We start from the raw sequence: 16,201 nt of genomic DNA, 5'->3' as shown, positions 1-16,201 counted from the left end.
TTGATCCGCCGGACGCCTACTGGTAGGTGACGAGCCATGGTTTCGGATCGATGAGCGTGTACGTCTGCGCAGGCGTCAGCATCGGCTTGTCCTCGTCGTAGAAGTTCTTCCAGGACGGCCAGATCCCGCGCGGCATCACGCCCTGCAGGGCCCCCCAGGTCTCGAGCTTCTCCCCGGGCGTTCCGTGTCCGTCGGCGTGCAGGGTGATGGCGAGTTCGCTCCGGGAGACGTCGAGGTCCTCCCGCCCGCTGATCATGTCGACCCGGAACTGGTGGACCATGAAGAGTTTCTGCGGCAGTGCCCGGTCCCGCGTGAGGTCGGCGAGCCAGGTCGATGTCGCATTGAGCTCCGCCGCGCCGACGGTACCGATCTGCTCGAGAGGCACCTGATCGGGGGCGAGTCTCCACTCGGGATCCAGGGCGAGACCCACCGACGGACGGGCCAGGAGCTCCTCGTAGCGGCGCACCTGGGAGAGGAAATCGGTTCTGCCGGACTGGAAGTCGAGGATGACATACACGCCCGCCTCGTCGGCCGCCTCGATCCAGGGTTCGAGCACATCGATGGGGGTCTCGTTCGAGTAGTCGCCGTCGGGCCCGGGATCGCTGCTCGCGACGCTTGCGATGAGGTCGAGCGCCGGCACCACGGGCTCGTCACTGAAGGGCTGGTACTGGGCGGCGAGCTCGCGAACCCTCGCCATCGTCGCGTCGATGTCCTGTTCGCCCAATGCGCCGAGAGAGGGACCACTCGGATGACCGTAGAGGGCGACCATCCGCCGCCCGGGGAACACCGTCTGCCCGCCTCCGGGCAGCTCGACGCCCGTCGCCGCGGCACCGACGCGGGCTGTGAACCGGTCAGCGGGACCGAACCCGTCACCCACCGCGAGAATAGGCGCCTGCGCATGGGCGTGGACTGCACGGACCGCCGCGGGCGTCGAGCGCGGATCGCCGTCGGGGAGGACCTGCACCTCGGCGCCGGCGGCTCGAGCCGTGGCCAGGGATGCGGGCGTCGACGTGGCGGTCGCCAGCACCAACGCGGGCGACGGCTGGTCCGGGGCGCGGAACTCCGGGAGGACGTCCGTCGTCGCCGGGTCGCTCAGGTCCCCGGGTGGGCTCGACGACGGCGCAGCCGGTGATTCCGGCTGTGTCACGTCCAGCACCTGCAGGGCTTCGCTCTCGAGTGCGCTGACCGACGCCACGATCGCGTCGGGCCCGACCCCGACCGCCGTCGCCGGCAGTCGCAGCGACGAGGAGAAGTCCGCGACCGTCATCGGACCCGCGAGCATCTCGCGCTCCCCGCGGAGCACCGGCCAATCAGCAGCGGGGTCGCCGTAGCCGACCACCGTCTCCACGTCGAGCCGGTCGAGTTCCGCCGTCACCTCGGCGAGTCCCGCACCCCCGGGCCCGAGGACCAGTAGTGGGACGTGCAGTCCGGCTGCCGCACTCGCGGCGGGTCCCAGGCCGGCGTCGGTGCGGGCGTAGCCCTCGTCGTCGTGACGCGCGAACACGACGGCTACCGGACTGCGCTCGAACAGCGCACGGCTCATCGCGACCGATGTCTCGCTCCCGGATCCTGCCAATACCTCCCGCTGTCCCGCAGCGAGATCCGACAGAAGGACCGCCGGCGCTTCCTCCGTCGCCGCCGGCGGCTGCTCAGGATCGCCTGCCGTGCACCCAGCCACTGCGAGGGCACCCGCGAGCGCGAGGACACGCAGCCGGCGAACCGTACGACGGGGCACGAGCTGCCGCTTTCCTGAAGAATCCACCCGTCGACCTTACGCCCCGTCGCCGGCCGCCTCGGGAGCAGGACGATCGGAGGTGAGCGCGCCCCGAGCACGGCCTGCCGACTCCCCCGGAGATGGTTAGTGCAGGTGGCTTCCGCCATTGATGTCGATCGTCGTTCCGGTGAGGTAGGCCGCGTCGTCGGACGAGAGGAACGTGATGACGGCGGCCACTTCCTCTGTCGTCGCGGTGCGGCCGAGGGGGATGTCCCTCGCGAGTGCGGCTTCCTGCTCGTCCGTGCTACCCACCCTGATGTTCGTGTCGACGGCGCCGGGAGTCACGGCGTTGACCGTCACCCCGCTGTCGCCGAGTTCCCGAGCCAACGCCTTCGTGAGGCCCAGGACGGCCGCCTTGGCCGCGGAGTAGGGGACCTTCCCGAAAACGCCGCCTCCCCGCTGCGCGGAGACGGACGACATGTTGATGATCCGCCCCCACTTGTTCTCCAGCATCCCGGGCAGGAAGACCCTTGTGACGAGATATGTGCCCGTCGCGTTGACGGCCATGACCTTGTTCCACAGGTCCAGGGTGGTCTCGAGGAACGGGACAGGCGAGGTGATGCCGGCGATGTTCGCGAGAGCGCCGACCGGCGGCAGGATCCCTGCGGAAACCTGCTCGGCGACGGCCCGTTCCGCGCGGATCACCGAATCCTCGTCAGCGACGTCGATGACGTGCCCGAATGCCGGCACCCCGTATTCGTCGCCGATCCCTGCCGCCGTGGCAGCGGACGTGTCGCCGTCGAGATCGAGGATGACGATCGCCCAGCCCTGCCGGGCGTATCGGCGGGCGGTCGTGATGCCGATGCCCTTCTCGGACGTCGCTCCGGTGATGACGGCGGTGCGCTGTGTGACAGGCATGATGCTCCTTCGAATCTGCGAGGATGCGGAACCGGTCCGCGGGCTGGATCTTCTGCGAACTCTTTGTCGACTGTTGACAGCAAAGTGTGCACTGGATCACACTAGCTGAAGCAGTCTGTCGACTGTCAACAGTAAAGTCCCCCATCGAGTAAGGAATCCCATGAGCAACGAAGCTCTCGAGATGCGAGGCCACGTCCATGGGACGAAGGACGCTCGCAAGGTAGCTGTCGGGTCGGGCGTCGGAGCAGTCATCGAGACCTACGACTTCATCGGTTTCGGCACGGCTGCGGCGCTGTACTTCGGCCCGGCCTTCTTTCCGGGCGCAGACCCGGTCACGGCGACCCTGGCTTCGTTCGCAACCCTGGGCGTCGGTTTCGCGGCTCGGCCGCTGGGCGGCATCATCGGCGGTCACCTCGGGGACAAGGTGGGCCGCAAGCCCGTGCTCGTCGCCTCGCTGATCATCATGGGGCTCGCGACCTTCGCGATCGGGCTCCTGCCCACGTACGCCACGGTGGGAATCCTTGCGCCGATCCTGCTGGTGATCGTGCGCATCATCCAGGGGCTGGCCTTCGGCGCCGAATGGGGAGGCGCCATCCTGATGAGCTACGAGCACGCGCCGTGGAAGTCGAAGGGCAAATACACCGGCATCGTGCAGGCCGGGTTCCCCGTCGGACTCCTCCTGGCCAACCTGGTGTTCCTCTCCAGCGCCAACCTGATCGGCGACTGGGCCTGGCGCATCCCGTTCCTGGCCAGCATCGTGCTGGTCGTCGTCGGGCTGATCATCCGATCGAAGGTCCCCGAGTCCCCGGTGTTCGAGGACGTGAAGGACCACGGCGAGATCGTCAAGAATCCCATCGTGCAGGTCATCCGCCAGGACTGGCGCAGTATCGTCCGCGGCATCTGCCTCCGCGTCGCCGAGACGGCCGGGTACGCCGTCGCGGTCACCTACATGATCTCCTACCTCAACACCACGGAGCTCGCCACCCGGACGGAGACCCTGACCTCCCTCTGCGTCGCGTCAGGCATCGGCATCTTCGCCACGATGGCGTGGGCCCGGCTGACGGATCGGGTGGGACGGCGTCCTGTCTACATCTGGTCCTGCGCCTTCGCCGTCCTGTTCGGTATCCCCATGTTCCTGCTCGCCAACACGGGCCTGTTCATCTGCGTGATGATCACCATCGTCATCTCCTACGCCGTCTGCCAGAACTCACTGGCCGGCGCGCAGGGAGCCTGGTTCCCCGAGCTCTTCCAGGCCAAGACCCGGGCCTCCGGGGCCTCCCTGTCCTACCAGATCTCCGCCATGGTCTCCGGGTTCACCCCGTTCATCACCACCCTGCTGTACATCCAGCTCGGCTGGCTCGGCCCGGCTCTCCTGTTCTCCACGTACGCCCTCATCGGCCTCATCGCGGCACTCATGACCCGCGAGACCTGGGGACCGACGGAACGCCGGCTCGCCGCCGAGGCAGCAGAAGCCACCCCGCTCCCCCAGCACGTCTAATCGAACCTCTCGAGAAGGAGTCAGCCATGACCCTCACACCAGAAACGACGGTGGCGCCGTCACCCGACTTCACCGCCCGGGTGGCGGACGTCGAACGATCCGCCTACCGCGCCCGCCACTTCGCCCTGAACATGGGCGAAGTGCAGGGCCAGGGATACGTGGGCCAGGCTCTCGGATCCGCGGACATCTTCGCGTCGGTGTACCGCGACCAACTGCGCTTCCGGCCGGAGGACCCCCACTGGGCCGACCGGGACCGGTTCCTGCTGTCCACCGGCCACTACGCCATCGGCCACTACGCAGCCCTGGCGGAAGCCGGCATCGTTCCCGTCACGGAGCTCGACACCTACGGGTCCGACGACTCGCGGCTCCCGATGTCCGGCATGGCGTCCTACACGCCCGGCATGGAGATCTCGGGCGGCTCACTCGGACACGGCCTGACGGTCGCGGTCGGCATGGCGCTGGGGATGCGGCTGCAGGGCTCCTCGGCCCGCATCTTCAACTTCCTGTCCGACGGCGAACTCGACGAGGGATCGACCTGGGAAGCGGCGATGGGAGCGCATCACCACCAGCTGGGCAACCTCACCGCCCTGGTGGACATGAACGCCCTCCAGGCCGACGGTGCCACCGAGACCGTGCTCGGCATCGAACCGGCCGAGGAGAAGTGGGCGTCCTTCGGCTGGTACACGCAGCGGGTGGACGGCAACAGCGCCCAGGCCCTCCTGGCCGCGCTGGACAACATCGCCGACCGTACCGGCACCACGGGTGAACCGTCGGTCATCCTGTGCGACACGAAGGTCGGCAGGGGCGTACCCCTTCTGGAACAGAGGGAGAAGGCGCACTTCATGCGCATCGAGGAACACGAATGGCAGATCTGCCGGGACCAGTTGACCGCAGGATACGACGGAAAGGCTTCAGTATGAGCACCACCAGCGAGGCCCCGGACACCACGACAGCCACGAAACCGAAGTTGAGGACTTCGGCAATGATCGCGTCCTTCGCCGATCCCGGCCAGAAGACCGCGCCGGCACCCTTCGGCCATGCACTGGTGAAAGCAGCCGAAACCGATCCGCGCATCGTCGGACTGACGGCGGACCTCGGCAAGTACACCGACATGCACATCTTCGCGAAGGCATTCCCGGACCGGTTCTTCCAGATGGGCATGGCCGAACAGCTCCTCCTCGGAGCGGCCGCCGGGATGGCCGAAACAGGGCTCGTCCCCTTCGCCTCGACCTACGCCGTCTTCGCTGCCCGTCGCGCCTACGACTTCCTGTGCCTGGACATCGCAGAGCCCAACCTGAACGTCAATGTCGTCGGAGGCCTGCCGGGTCTGACCACCGGGTACGGGCCCAGCCATCAAGCCACCGAGGACATCGCGATCTTCCGCGGCATGCCCAACCTGACCATCATCGATCCGTGCGACTCGGTCGATATCGAGCAGGCCGTACCCCAGCTGGCAGCCTCCCCCGGGCCGAGTTATCTGCGGCTGCTGAGGGGCAACGTACCCACGGTGCTCGACGAGTACGACTACACGTTCGAACTCGGCAAGGCCAAGCAGCTCCGCCCTGGCACCGATGTCCTGTTCATCTCGAGCGGACTGATGACCATGAGGGCACTGCAGGCAGCCGAGCAACTCGCCTCCCACCACATCGACGTCGCCGTCGTCCACTCACCGACGATCAAGCCCTTCGACACGGCGACGGTCCTCGGTGAACTCGCACCGGATCGGCTCGTCATCACTCTCGAGAACCACACGGAGGTGGGCGGCCTCTTCGAGGCAGTGGCCGGTGTCGCAGTGCGGCACGGCAGCGGGCGGCGCATCATCCCGATCGCCCTCCCGGACCGGTTCCTCGACGCAGGCGCCCTGCCGACCCTGCACGAGAGGTACGGGCTGTCCACCAGCCGCATCGTGCAGAAAGTCCTCTCCGAACTGGCCTGATTCACGGGACTCGTGCGCGTGGTGGTCGGACGGTCGCGTACATCATCGTCGCGTTCCGTAAGATCGATCCTGTCGACAATCCACTGTCGACACCGCGACGAAGGACACGAACCGATATGACGGCACCACCATCGTCACTGCTGGGTGGGCTGGAGAAGACCAATCTGCGTCAGCAGGCCCTCGCTGCGCTTCGCCGCGCCATCACCACCGGCGAACTGGCTCCCGGCGTACACCTCGTCGAGACCGAGCTGTCGGACCGGCTGCAGATCAGCCGTGGCACCCTCCGGGAAGCCCTGCGACAGCTGCAGCAGGAGGGACTCATCGCGGCAGGAGCCAGGGGCCGACTCGCCGTGCGACACCTCGACACGGCCGACGTCCGGGACATCTTCGAGGTGCGGTCCGCGCTCGAATCGCTCGCTGCCCGCACGCTGGCCGGCCGGGACGACCGGGATGAGAGCGTCCGGGAACTCGAGCAGCACATCCGGCTCATGGAGGAGGCAAGCGAGGGGACACTCGATGAGCGGATCCAGGCGGACCTGGATTTCCATCATGCCCTCTGCACGCTGACGGGGAACAGGACACTGGTGCACTCCTGGAAGTCGCTCGAAGGATCCATCCGGATGAGCATCATGTACGCAGGCGTCGATCAGGCGATGAGCAACATGAGTGCCGACCGGCATGCAGGCATCGTCGAGGCCATCAAGACCGGGAACGCGGCGCATGCCATCCACGCCGTCGAGGAGCACATGGGCGAAACGACGCGAAGCCTCATCGGGAACGGCTCGTAGCTCCGGGTAGGGCACTGGAAGCATCGGTCAGGACGAACTCCCTGCTGTGCGGACACGGCGCACCAGGGCCCCGTCCGATCGACGCCTCGCTCATCGTCCCCGACGTGTCGGTCCGGGACCCTGACCGTTCCCGGCCATAATCTGTGGTCTGCGCAACGGGGCGGAACGCGATCGGATGCCCCGGTGCGCACGGCACGGCGCAGAGCGCACCGCCAAAAGAATCCGTCGAGCGCGTCGGGTTCCCGGGAGTAGAGGGACGAGAAATGAAGGTCGCCGTGGTCGGTGGAGGATCGACCTACACCCCGGAACTGGTCGACGGCTTCGCCCGGCTCCGCCACCTGCTGCCCATCGAGGAACTCTGGCTCGTGGACCCGGACGCCTCGAGGCTCGAACTCGTCTCGGGGCTCTCCCGCCGGATCTTCTCGAAGGCCGGGCATCCCGGCAGGATCATGACGACCCGGAGCATCGAGGAGGGCGTCAGCGATGCGGACGTCGTCCTCCTGCAGCTGCGGGTCGGCGGGCAGGCGGCGCGGCAGGGGGACGAGACGTTCCCGCACGAGGTCTGCTGTATCGGCCAGGAGACCACCGGTCCCGGCGGTCTCGCCAAGGCGCTCAGAACCGTACCCGTGGTCCTCGGGATTGCCGAGACGGTCCGGAAACGGGCCAAGCCGGACGCCTGGATCATCGACTTCACCAACCCTGTGGGAATCGTGACCCGCGCACTCCTGCAGGCGGGGCATCGGGCCGTCGGGCTCTGCAACGTCGCCATCGGGTTCCAGCGCAGGTTCGCCGCCCTGCTCGATATGGACCACCACGACATCTCGCTCCTGCACGTCGGGCTGAACCACCTGACCTGGGAACTCGGGGTCGGCCTGAGGACCGGGGGAACCTCGCTCGACGTCCTGCCGCGCATCCTCGATCACCATCTCGAGGAGATCGCACAGGAGGTGCAGCTTCCGGCGTCACTGATCTCCCTGCAGCGGGCGGTCCCCTCCTACTACCTGCGATACTTCTACGCTCACGACCAGGTCCTGCGTGAACAGCGGGCGCACCCGAGCCGGGCGGAGGCGGTCATGGAGGTCGAGAGGGCGCTGCTGGAGAAATACGCGGACCCGGCCCTGGACGTGAAACCCGAGGAACTGTCGCTCAGGGGAGGTGCCTACTACTCGGAGGCGGCAGTCGACCTGATGGCTTCCCTGACCTCCGACCGTGGGGACACCCGGGTCGTCAACGTGCTCAACGAAGGCACCCTGCCGTTCCTTCCCGACGACCACGTCATCGAAGTTCCCGCCGTCATCGGGTCCGGCGGCATCACGGTACCCCCGGTCGGCGCATTGCCGGACGACATCGTCGGGCTCATCAGCCACGTAGCGTCCTACGAGCGCCTCGCCCTGGAGGCCGCACTGCACGGGGGCCGGGACCGTGTCGCGAGGGCGATGCTCGCCCATCCCCTCGTCGGCCAGCACGACAAGGCCGAGAAGCTCACGGACCTCCTGCTGGCCGCCAACGGCGAGCACCTGGCCTGGGCGACATGAGCCCGGCAGGACCAGGCCCCGACCGGCGGCACGGCAGCAGCGGGAGGCCCGTCGTGCTCGCGATCGACGGAGGCGGTTCCAAGACCGACATCGTCGCCGTGACCCTCGAGGGCAACGTCCTCCTCCGCTCCCGTGGCGGCGGGTCCAACCCCCAGGTTCTCGGCCTCGACCGATCCCTGGCGACCATCCGTGGCCTGGCCGACGACGCTCTGGCAGCCATCGACGGACGACCCCTCCTGCAGACGAGCCTCTACCTCTCCGGCATGGACCTGCCCGCCGAGATCGAGGACTTCGCGTCCGCCATCTCGGGTGACGGCTGGGCCACCGGTGTGGACGGGCAGCGACCCGTGGTCGAGAACGACCTCTTCGCCCTGCTCCGTGCGGGCACCGACCACCCGGACGCTGTTGCAGTCGTCTGTGGAACCGGGATCAACGCCATCGGGGTGCGTGCGGACGGCAGGACCGCGAGGTTCCCCGCCCTGGGCATGATCTCCGGAGACTGGGGCGGGGGCGGGCACCTCGGGGCCTGGGCGCTCTGGCACGCGGCGCGATCCGAGGACGGACGCGGGGAGAAGACACTCCTGCAGGATTTGATCCCCAGGAGCTACGACGTCGCCACGGTCATGGACGTGATCGAGAACCTCCACTTCGGGCGGGTACCCGCCCGGTCGGTCATCGACCTCGCGCCGGTGCTCTTCGAAGCGTCAGCCCTGGGAGATCCGGTCGCCACCTCGGTTGTCGACCGTCAGGCGGAGGAGATCGTCGTCATGGCGGTCACCGCGCTCCGCCGGCTCGACCTGCTCGCATCGGAGGTCCCGGTGATCCTCGGAGGAAGCGTCCTTGCTGCCGACGACAGCCGCCTCATGTCCCGGATCGAGACGATGCTGGAGCGGGAGGCACCCGCCGCGTGGACACACCTCGTCACCGCTCCCCCGATCCTGGGGGCAGCATTGCTGGCGCTGGAGGCGGTCGGTGCGGGCGATGCGGCACTGGCACTCGCACGGGAGGAGATCGAGTCTCCGGCCCTCGACCCGGAGCCCGGTCGAAGCAGGCCTACGCCGGGTCGATCAGCTGCTGCAGGAGGGCTCCGTACCGGCGGATGACGACGTCCTCCCCCGCCGCGAGCAGCTGCTCGTCACCCACGACCCACAGCGCATACATGAGCCCGCCGACGAGGGCTGCCGCCAGCCTCGCACGGAGGTTCGCGTCCGGGCCGGTCAGGCGGGTCTCCAGTGGCTCGACGAAGGTCGTCTCGTGGAGGTGTCGCAGCTGCTCGCCGACGGCTCCGGTGTCACTCGCGCGCAGGAGCGTGAGGTAGAGGGGGCGCAGGTGCCCGTCCTCCTCAAGGATGTACCGGACGAAGCGCTCACCCAGGTTGTCCGGATCCCCTTCGAGCAGGGGCTGGTAGTCGGGCATCGACGGCAGTGCCTGGAGGAACAGCGCCTCCTTCGTGCCGAAGTAATGGATGGGGAGTGCACCGTCCACGCCGGCGGCGGACGCCACGGATCTCACCGACGCACCTGCATAGCCCTTCTCGAGGAAGAGGGCACGTGCAGCATCCAGGATCGCCGCACGCGTCTCGGCCCTGCCCTCGATCATGCTCCAACCCTAACTCCAGGCTGCGCGGTCGCCGCCGGGGCCCTCGGCCGGTCGGCCTTCCGCCGTCGACGGTCTGGCTATTCAACACCGTTGAATGTAGCCTGCTGGAACGACCCCTTCCCCGGCGGACCAGCAGAAGGACCAGCAATGACGCAGACCCCTGTCACCCTGACCGCTCACAGCACCATCGAGCAGTGGCTGGGCCACCCCGAAGGAGGGCCGGCCCTGCGAGGCTTCCTGGCGCACGCCGGTACCGACGAGGCCGCTCTCGGTCCGGCCCGGTCCATGCCGCTCCAGCAACTCGTGCCCCTGAGTCAGGGCGCCCTGCCGCAGAGCGCGGTCGATGGGCTCTTGAGGCAGGTCAACGGAGGCGTGATCCCCGAGGCCGACCCCTCGGTCTGGCAGGAACGCATCGTTCCTGGCCGCTTCGAAGGACGCACCGTGATCGTCACGGGAGCGGGATCGGGCATCGGTCGTGCCACGGCGTCGAGGGTGGCCCGCGAGGGCGGGCGCGTCCTCGCCGTCGACATCGCCGCGGACCGCCTCGACGATCTCGCCGCAGCGCTCGAGGGTCACCAGGTGATCCCCATCGCGGCCGACCTCACGGACACGGAGGCAGTGGCCCGGATCATCGCCGGCGCGGACGGCCGTATCGACGCGCTCGCCAACGTGGCGGGCATCAACGACGACTTCAGCCCGCTGCACGAGGTGTCCGACGCGATGTGGTCGCGCGTCTTCGCGGTCAACGTCGAGGCGCTCGTGCGCCTCACCCGGGCGGTCCTGCCGGTCATGCTCGACGCCGGCCGCGGGTCGATCGTCAATGTCGCCTCCGAGGCGGGCCTGCGCGGCTCCGCCTCGGGAGTCGCCTACACGGCGTCGAAGCACGCCGTCGTGGGTATCACCCGCAGCGCCGCGTTCATGTATGCGAAGGAGGGCCTGCGCATCAACGCCGTCGCACCGGGCGGCGTCGCCACCGGCATCCCGATGCCGGCCACGCCGTCGGTGTACGGCTCCTCCCGCCTCGAGGGCGCCCGCGTCAACATCCCCAGCATCGCCGACCCCGCCCACCTCGCGGCCACGATCTCGTTCCTGCTCAGCGACGACGGCGTGAACATCAACGGCGCCATCCTGCCCTCCGACGGCGGCTGGTCCGCCGTCTGATCCGGCGGAGGGCGGGCGGAACCCATCCCGCCCGCCTGCATACAGCGCTGCCCGACGACGGAGAGGTGAGGCAATGACGACGATCGACCTGCGGACGAGACTTCTGGGGCGACTCATCGGCCTGGCGTCCGTGACGAGGCGGTCCGAGGAACAGATCCTCGCCGACCAGCGCCGGGTGATCGGCCACAATCCGCTGACCGACCTCCTGCTCGGCGGGCCGGCCCGGGGCATCCGGATACGGGACACGTCGGCCGCAGGCGCGGTCGGTACCATCCGGGTCCGCACCTACCACCCGCCGACCCCCACGCCGGGCGGGACTCCCCCACTGGTCGTGTTCATCCACGGTGGAGGCTGGACCTCGGGGACCCTGGACACCTACGACTGGTTCGCGAGCAGCATCGCCCGCGACGCACGTGCCGTCGTCGCGTCCCTGGACTACAGGCTGGCGCCCGGCCACCGGTGGCCGGCCGCAGCAGAAGACGCGTACGCGGCGACCGTCGACCTGATCGGCCGCGGTGCGGAACTCGGCGCCGACACGTCCCGGGTCGCCGTCGTGGGCGACAGCGCGGGCGGGAATCTGGCCGCCGTCGTCGCCCTCATGGCACGCGACCGGTCCGGCCCCGCCATCGCGTTCCAGGGCCTGGTGTACCCGGCGACCGACATGACCATGGCGAGTCCGTCGATCGAGGAGAACGCGGACGCCCCGATCCTCACGAAGGCCGATATGCTCGCCTTCCGCGGGCACTACCTCGAGGACCAGGACCCGCGGCATCCGTATGCGTCACCCCTGCTGGCCGATGACCTGAGCGGACTGCCGCCGGCCCTGGTGCAGGTGGCGGAACACGACCCGCTCCGGGACGACGGCCTCCGCTACGCTGCCGCCCTCCAGGATGCCGGGTCCGCCGTGCGCACGACGACCTATTTCGGGATGCCCCACGGCTTCATGGCGTTCCCCAGAATCAGCAGGGCCGTCCCACAGGCTCTCGGCGAGCTGTGCCAGGAACTGCGCCGCGCACTGGCCTAGCTCCACCCGGACGTGTGCGAATCAGGTCTCGTCGCGCCGCGGACTGCCTGGGCGCTCCGAGCCGAGTCACAGCGGGCTCACAGCCCGGACCGGAACTGTCGAAAGGATCGGCAACTCTACTCGTTCCATGACTACTTCACCTTCCACCCGCCGGTTCTGGGTACGCTTCGCCTCGTCCATCGCCGCCCTCACACTCGCGGGCTCGATGGCCGCCTGCAGCACGACGGCGGATCCGTCCGCCATCGGCACGGGCACCACCTCGTCGGCCACGGTCGAAGTCACGACCGAAGCCACGACCGAAGCCACGACCGATGCCACGACGTCGTCGAGCGCCACTGCGTCCGGGACCAGTACCGCCGACAGCACCTCGACGGACGGCGCGGGCACGACGGCGGGGACCATCACCGACACGGCGGCCGCTGCGAACGCTTTCCTCGCGACGCTGACCGCGGAGCAGCAGGGGCTGGTCCTCTACTCCTACGACGACGCGACGAAGACCACGTCCTGGTCCAACTTCCCGGTGACGTTCGTCGAACGGGCGGGCCTGAACCTGACCGAGCTCACGGAGGAGCAGCAGATTGCGGCCCTGGCGGCCCTGGAGTCCCTCCTCAGCGACGAGGCCTACGCAAAAGTCACCGCCATCATGGACGGCGACCAGTACCTCCTCGAGAACAGCACGAGCACGGAGGCCTCCCTCGGCCAGTACTACATCGCGTTCTTCGGGGATCCCTCGGACACCGACGCATGGGACGTCCAGTTCGGCGGTCACCACCTCGGCATCAACGCCTCCCTCGACGGCGCCACGGATGCCATCACCTTCGCCCCCACCCACCTCGGCTCCCAGCCCGCCGCCTACACCGCCGCCGACGGCACCGAGGTCCAGCCCCTGGCCGGCATGTACGAGACCGCCTTCGCGTTCTACGACAGCCTCGATGCCGAACAGCGGACCGCCCTCTATCAGGGGACGGAGGTCCCGAACCTCACCTGCGCCCCCGGCGGCACCTGCGACTACCCGACCGGGACAGGCATCCTCGGGTCCGACCTGACGGAGGAGCAGAAGCAACTGCTGCTCGACGTCATCGCGAACTGGGTCGGCCTCGCGGACGAGGAGACCACGGCCGATGCCCTCGCGGAGATCGAGGCCACCCTCGACGAGACCTCCGTCAACTGGTCCGGTGCCACCGTCTACGACATGACGCAGGGCGACGGCATCTACTTCCAGATCTCCGGGCCCGACGTCTTCATCGAGTTCGCCGACCAGCAAGGGTCGGTCGGCGCCGACGTGGCCGGTGTCGTCACCGGCGGCTGGGGACACATCCACACCATCTACCGCGACCCCACCGACGACTACGCCGGCAGCGCCACCCAGGAGGAAGCCGCCGGCATGGACGGTGGGATGGAAGCCCCCGCCGGGACACCGCCGAACGGCTGAGGGACTGCGACGTCCACCGGAGCACACCGGCAGGCAGCGGCGCGAGGCACCGCCGCTACGGGGTCACCCACCGGCCGGGCCGATCGCCCTGCAGGCGGGCTCTCATGAGCACCGCTGATCCGGCTCACGCCAGGTCTTCGGGGCGCGTGCGCAGTTTCCGGGCGATCACGGCGAGGGCACGCTGGTCGTCCTCGTCCAGGGGGTCGAGGACGCACTGCCGCACCGACCGCACGTGGGCCGGCGCAGCCGCGACGACGACGTCGAAGCCGGCGGGGGTGAGGCCCACGAGGGTGTAGCGGCCGTCCGACGGGTCAGGGGAGCGCCTCACCCAGCCTCGCTGCTCGAAGCGCTTCACCACGTTCGACAGCCGGGAGAGCGATCCGTTGGCGAGGTATGCGAGCTCGCTCATCCTGATCTCGTGATCGGGCGTCTCGGAGATGTGGCTGAGGGTCAGGTAGTCGAAGAGGGTCAGGCCCGCTTCCTGCTGGAGCGGTGACTCCAACCGCCCCGGCATCAGAAGCACCAGTGACACCAGTCCGGTCCAGGCTTCCTTCTCGTCGGGCGACAGCCAGTGGACGGGATCCGCAGCAGCGTCAGGAGGAAGTGGACCGGGGGAGGAAGCCATCACGTCATCCTATCGAGGTCGGAATGACTTCACGCGTGAACTGAATCTGGTATGCTGACTTCACGCTTGAACTCATGGTCCGGTCGGGACCATGATCCACCTGCCGACAAGGACCGCCATGCCCGTATCGCTGATCAACCCCGAGGACCACATCGCCGTCCCGCTGTACCACCACGTCGCCGTCGCGACGGGAAGCAGGCAGGTCCACATCGCGGGGCAGGTGGCCTGGGACCACGAAGGGCACCTCGTCGCGCCCGGAGACCTCACCGGCCAGGTGGTGCAGGTCTACCGCAACGTGGCGAAGGCCCTCGCCGCAGCAGGGGCGACCTTCGACGACGTCGTCCGCTTCACCTGGTACGCCGCCGGCTGGAAGAGGGACATGTACGACGCCTTCACCGCCGGGGTCGAGCAGGCCCGGAAGGAGTTCCGCGTCCCTGCAGCGCCGGCCGCACTCATCGGCGTCGAGATCCTCTTCGAGCCCGGCATCCTCGTGGAGGCCGAGGTCACGGCCGTCATCGCATGAGGCGGGCTCGACCACCCGTCGTATCCGCCGGAGACCCCACAGAGGAAAGATCTTCGTGAGTACCCTGATCTTCACGGCACACCCGGACGGGGATTCCCTCACCCATGACGCAGCCCGGCGCCTGGGCGATCTGCTCGGGGAGCAGGCACTGGAGATCGCCCACCTCGCCCAGGAGGGGTTCGACCCGCGCTTCACCCTCGAGGACCGTCAGCTGTATCGCGGGACGGGCCACCCCACTCCCTCCGTCAGGAGCGAACAGGAGCGGATCGATGCGGCGACCGATGTCGTGCTGATCTTCCCGGTGCACTGGTGGTCCATGCCGGCCCTCCTGAAGGGGTGGATCGACCGGGTCTTCATCGCCGGCTGGGCGTTCGAGGACGAGGACGGCCGCATCCGTCCCCGACTCCGGCACCTGACCATGCACCTCATCCCGCTCGCGGGAACGACCGAGGCATCCTTCGCCCGGCACGGATACAGGACCTCGTTCAGCACGCAGATCGAACACGGCATCGTCGGGTTCTGCGGCATGCTGCCCGGGGTCACGGCCTTCATCCACGACTCCGAATCGACGGACGCGGACGCGACCCGGGCATCCCTCCTGGCCGCGACGGGCCTGGTCGCCGACGCGATCCTGGGCGGCCCCTCGGGCCGGGCGGAGCAGGAAGAGCTCGCCTCAGCGGACCCGGCGTAGGGCCACCGGGCCCTTCGCCGTCGACGGATCGACGACGGCGCCGCGCTGTACCATCTCGGCCAGGCCGCGATCGACGAGCCGCCGGGCGGCGCTGCGGGCGGGTTCACCGAGATCCGCGCCGTCGACCCCGAGGGCCGTCGCGGCGTCCGCGGGATCGACCGTCGCCCGGCGGGATGCCCCCTCCAGCCGTGCCAGGAGCCACTCCTCGAGCTCGGTGTCGATCGGCCGCACCTTCCGGGCCCGGCAGGAGTCGCTGCAGTAGGCGATGGCATCCCAGTTCCGTTCCCACTTCTTCCGCCACTCGATGCGGCGACCGCACGAACGGCACGTCTTGGGCTCGCGCCCCGCCGGCCCGCTCACATGCGGCCGAACATGGCGCGGATGACGGCGAGCGCGCCGGACAGTGCGGTGAACCCGATGAGGATGTGCACCACGGCGAGCGCCGCGAACCCGAAGCGGGCCGTGACATCCAGGGCGCGCGTGTCGGTCGCCTGTTCGACGGCGTCGGCGGCCCGTCCGGCCAGCCCCTGCTGGTCGGCGCTGCTGTCCGTCCTCACCCGTTCTCCCGGCGTCGTGCGGAGCCCTCTCGCAGGCGAGGGCTCTCTGGTGGTTCCTCCAGCATAGGAGCAGAGGCGGGGGCACGAACCGAGCCGGGGTACGACGCGGTAGCGAACCGTTGCCGTTCCGGTGCGAATGTGACGTCGGAAAGCCTTGAGGCGGAGGTCGCGACACGGCAGACTGGACTCGCCAGCCTCAC

General features: G+C 68.7%; 17 protein-coding genes. 11 read left to right on the top strand and 6 right to left on the bottom strand.

Features of this window, described 5'->3' with window-relative positions; genetic code table 11:
* Nucleotides 1-16: 16 nt before the first annotated feature.
* Both CXQ97_RS14120 and CXQ97_RS14115 read right to left on the bottom strand, forming a co-directional pair.
* Nucleotides 17-1,762, bottom strand: coding sequence for a hypothetical protein (locus CXQ97_RS14120; RefSeq protein ID WP_146069653.1), 1,746 nt, complete (start codon nucleotides 1,760-1,762; stop codon nucleotides 17-19).
* Between the two features lie 96 nt (nucleotides 1,763-1,858).
* A complete protein-coding gene (locus CXQ97_RS14115) occupies nucleotides 1,859-2,632 on the bottom strand; it encodes an SDR family NAD(P)-dependent oxidoreductase (RefSeq protein ID WP_104181506.1) in 774 nt (257 codons plus the stop codon).
* 160 nt (nucleotides 2,633-2,792) lie between these two features.
* Here CXQ97_RS14115 and CXQ97_RS14110 point away from each other — a divergent pair, with 160 nt between their 5' ends.
* From CXQ97_RS14110 to CXQ97_RS14085, 6 genes are all read left to right on the top strand, one after another.
* Nucleotides 2,793-4,130: an MFS transporter gene (locus CXQ97_RS14110; RefSeq protein WP_104181505.1), complete on the top strand. Its 1,338-nt coding sequence runs from the start codon at nucleotides 2,793-2,795 to the stop codon at nucleotides 4,128-4,130.
* A 26-nt stretch (nucleotides 4,131-4,156) separates the two neighbouring features.
* On the top strand, nucleotides 4,157-5,050 hold the full coding sequence (locus CXQ97_RS14105; protein WP_104181504.1) for a transketolase: 894 nt from the start codon (nucleotides 4,157-4,159) through the stop codon (nucleotides 5,048-5,050).
* Entirely contained in the window at nucleotides 5,047-6,066 is a 1,020-nt protein-coding gene (locus CXQ97_RS14100; protein WP_104181503.1) for a transketolase family protein, read from the top strand. Before CXQ97_RS14105 ends, CXQ97_RS14100 begins: the two co-directional genes overlap by 4 nt.
* Before the next feature lie 116 nt (nucleotides 6,067-6,182).
* Nucleotides 6,183-6,854: a GntR family transcriptional regulator gene (locus CXQ97_RS14095; RefSeq protein WP_104181502.1), complete on the top strand. Its 672-nt coding sequence runs from the start codon at nucleotides 6,183-6,185 to the stop codon at nucleotides 6,852-6,854.
* A gap of 263 nt (nucleotides 6,855-7,117) precedes the next feature.
* Complete coding sequence (locus CXQ97_RS14090) at nucleotides 7,118-8,389, top strand: 6-phospho-beta-glucosidase (protein WP_104181501.1); 1,272 nt, start codon at nucleotides 7,118-7,120, stop codon at nucleotides 8,387-8,389.
* Nucleotides 8,386-9,492, top strand: coding sequence for an N-acetylglucosamine kinase (locus CXQ97_RS14085; protein WP_104181500.1), 1,107 nt, complete (start codon nucleotides 8,386-8,388; stop codon nucleotides 9,490-9,492). The genes CXQ97_RS14090 and CXQ97_RS14085 overlap by 4 nt, the downstream gene beginning before the upstream one ends.
* On the opposite strand, the gene CXQ97_RS14080 is transcribed toward CXQ97_RS14085, so the two are convergent.
* A complete protein-coding gene (locus CXQ97_RS14080) occupies nucleotides 9,443-9,988 on the bottom strand; it encodes a TetR/AcrR family transcriptional regulator (RefSeq protein WP_104181499.1) in 546 nt (181 codons plus the stop codon). The two genes, CXQ97_RS14085 and CXQ97_RS14080, sit on opposite strands and share 50 nt — an antisense overlap.
* A 147-nt stretch (nucleotides 9,989-10,135) precedes the next feature.
* Here CXQ97_RS14080 and CXQ97_RS14075 point away from each other — a divergent pair, with 147 nt between their 5' ends.
* From CXQ97_RS14075 to CXQ97_RS14065, 3 genes are all read left to right on the top strand, one after another.
* On the top strand, nucleotides 10,136-11,149 hold the full coding sequence (locus tag CXQ97_RS14075) for an SDR family NAD(P)-dependent oxidoreductase (protein WP_104181498.1): 1,014 nt from the start codon (nucleotides 10,136-10,138) through the stop codon (nucleotides 11,147-11,149).
* A gap of 73 nt (nucleotides 11,150-11,222) precedes the next feature.
* Nucleotides 11,223-12,173, top strand: a complete 951-nt coding sequence (locus CXQ97_RS14070) for an alpha/beta hydrolase (RefSeq protein WP_104181497.1) — start codon at nucleotides 11,223-11,225, stop codon at nucleotides 12,171-12,173.
* A gap of 127 nt (nucleotides 12,174-12,300) precedes the next feature.
* Entirely contained in the window at nucleotides 12,301-13,605 is a 1,305-nt protein-coding gene (locus tag CXQ97_RS14065) for a DUF3500 domain-containing protein (protein WP_104181496.1), read from the top strand.
* Between the two features lie 124 nt (nucleotides 13,606-13,729).
* On the opposite strand, the gene CXQ97_RS14060 is transcribed toward CXQ97_RS14065, so the two are convergent.
* The gene (locus CXQ97_RS14060; RefSeq protein ID WP_104181495.1) at nucleotides 13,730-14,230 is read right to left on the bottom strand and encodes a MarR family winged helix-turn-helix transcriptional regulator; all 501 of its coding nucleotides are present in this window, start codon (nucleotides 14,228-14,230) and stop codon (nucleotides 13,730-13,732) included.
* Nucleotides 14,231-14,348: 118 nt separating this feature from the next.
* Here CXQ97_RS14060 and CXQ97_RS14055 point away from each other — a divergent pair, with 118 nt between their 5' ends.
* A complete protein-coding gene (locus CXQ97_RS14055; RefSeq protein WP_104181494.1) occupies nucleotides 14,349-14,753 on the top strand; it encodes a RidA family protein in 405 nt (134 codons plus the stop codon).
* Nucleotides 14,754-14,808: 55 nt separating this feature from the next.
* Nucleotides 14,809-15,444 (top strand): NAD(P)H-dependent oxidoreductase, encoded by a 636-nt coding sequence (locus tag CXQ97_RS14050; RefSeq protein WP_104181493.1) that lies wholly within the window; start codon nucleotides 14,809-14,811, stop codon nucleotides 15,442-15,444.
* Here CXQ97_RS14050 and CXQ97_RS14045 read toward each other — a convergent pair.
* Both CXQ97_RS14045 and CXQ97_RS14040 read right to left on the bottom strand, forming a co-directional pair.
* On the bottom strand, nucleotides 15,427-15,804 hold the full coding sequence (locus CXQ97_RS14045; RefSeq protein ID WP_104181492.1) for a DUF2256 domain-containing protein: 378 nt from the start codon (nucleotides 15,802-15,804) through the stop codon (nucleotides 15,427-15,429). The genes CXQ97_RS14050 and CXQ97_RS14045 overlap by 18 nt on opposite strands.
* Complete coding sequence (locus CXQ97_RS14040) at nucleotides 15,801-16,001, bottom strand: hypothetical protein (RefSeq protein WP_104181491.1); 201 nt, start codon at nucleotides 15,999-16,001, stop codon at nucleotides 15,801-15,803. Before CXQ97_RS14040 ends, CXQ97_RS14045 begins: the two co-directional genes overlap by 4 nt.
* Between the last annotated feature and the right edge of the window lie 200 nt (nucleotides 16,002-16,201).

This window comes from Arthrobacter sp. B0490 (assembly GCF_002929355.1).
Taxonomy (GTDB): Bacteria; Actinomycetota; Actinomycetes; order Actinomycetales; family Micrococcaceae; genus Arthrobacter_D.
The sequence above is the reverse complement of the archived record's forward strand: the minus strand, read 5'-3'. Positions and strand labels throughout refer to the sequence as shown.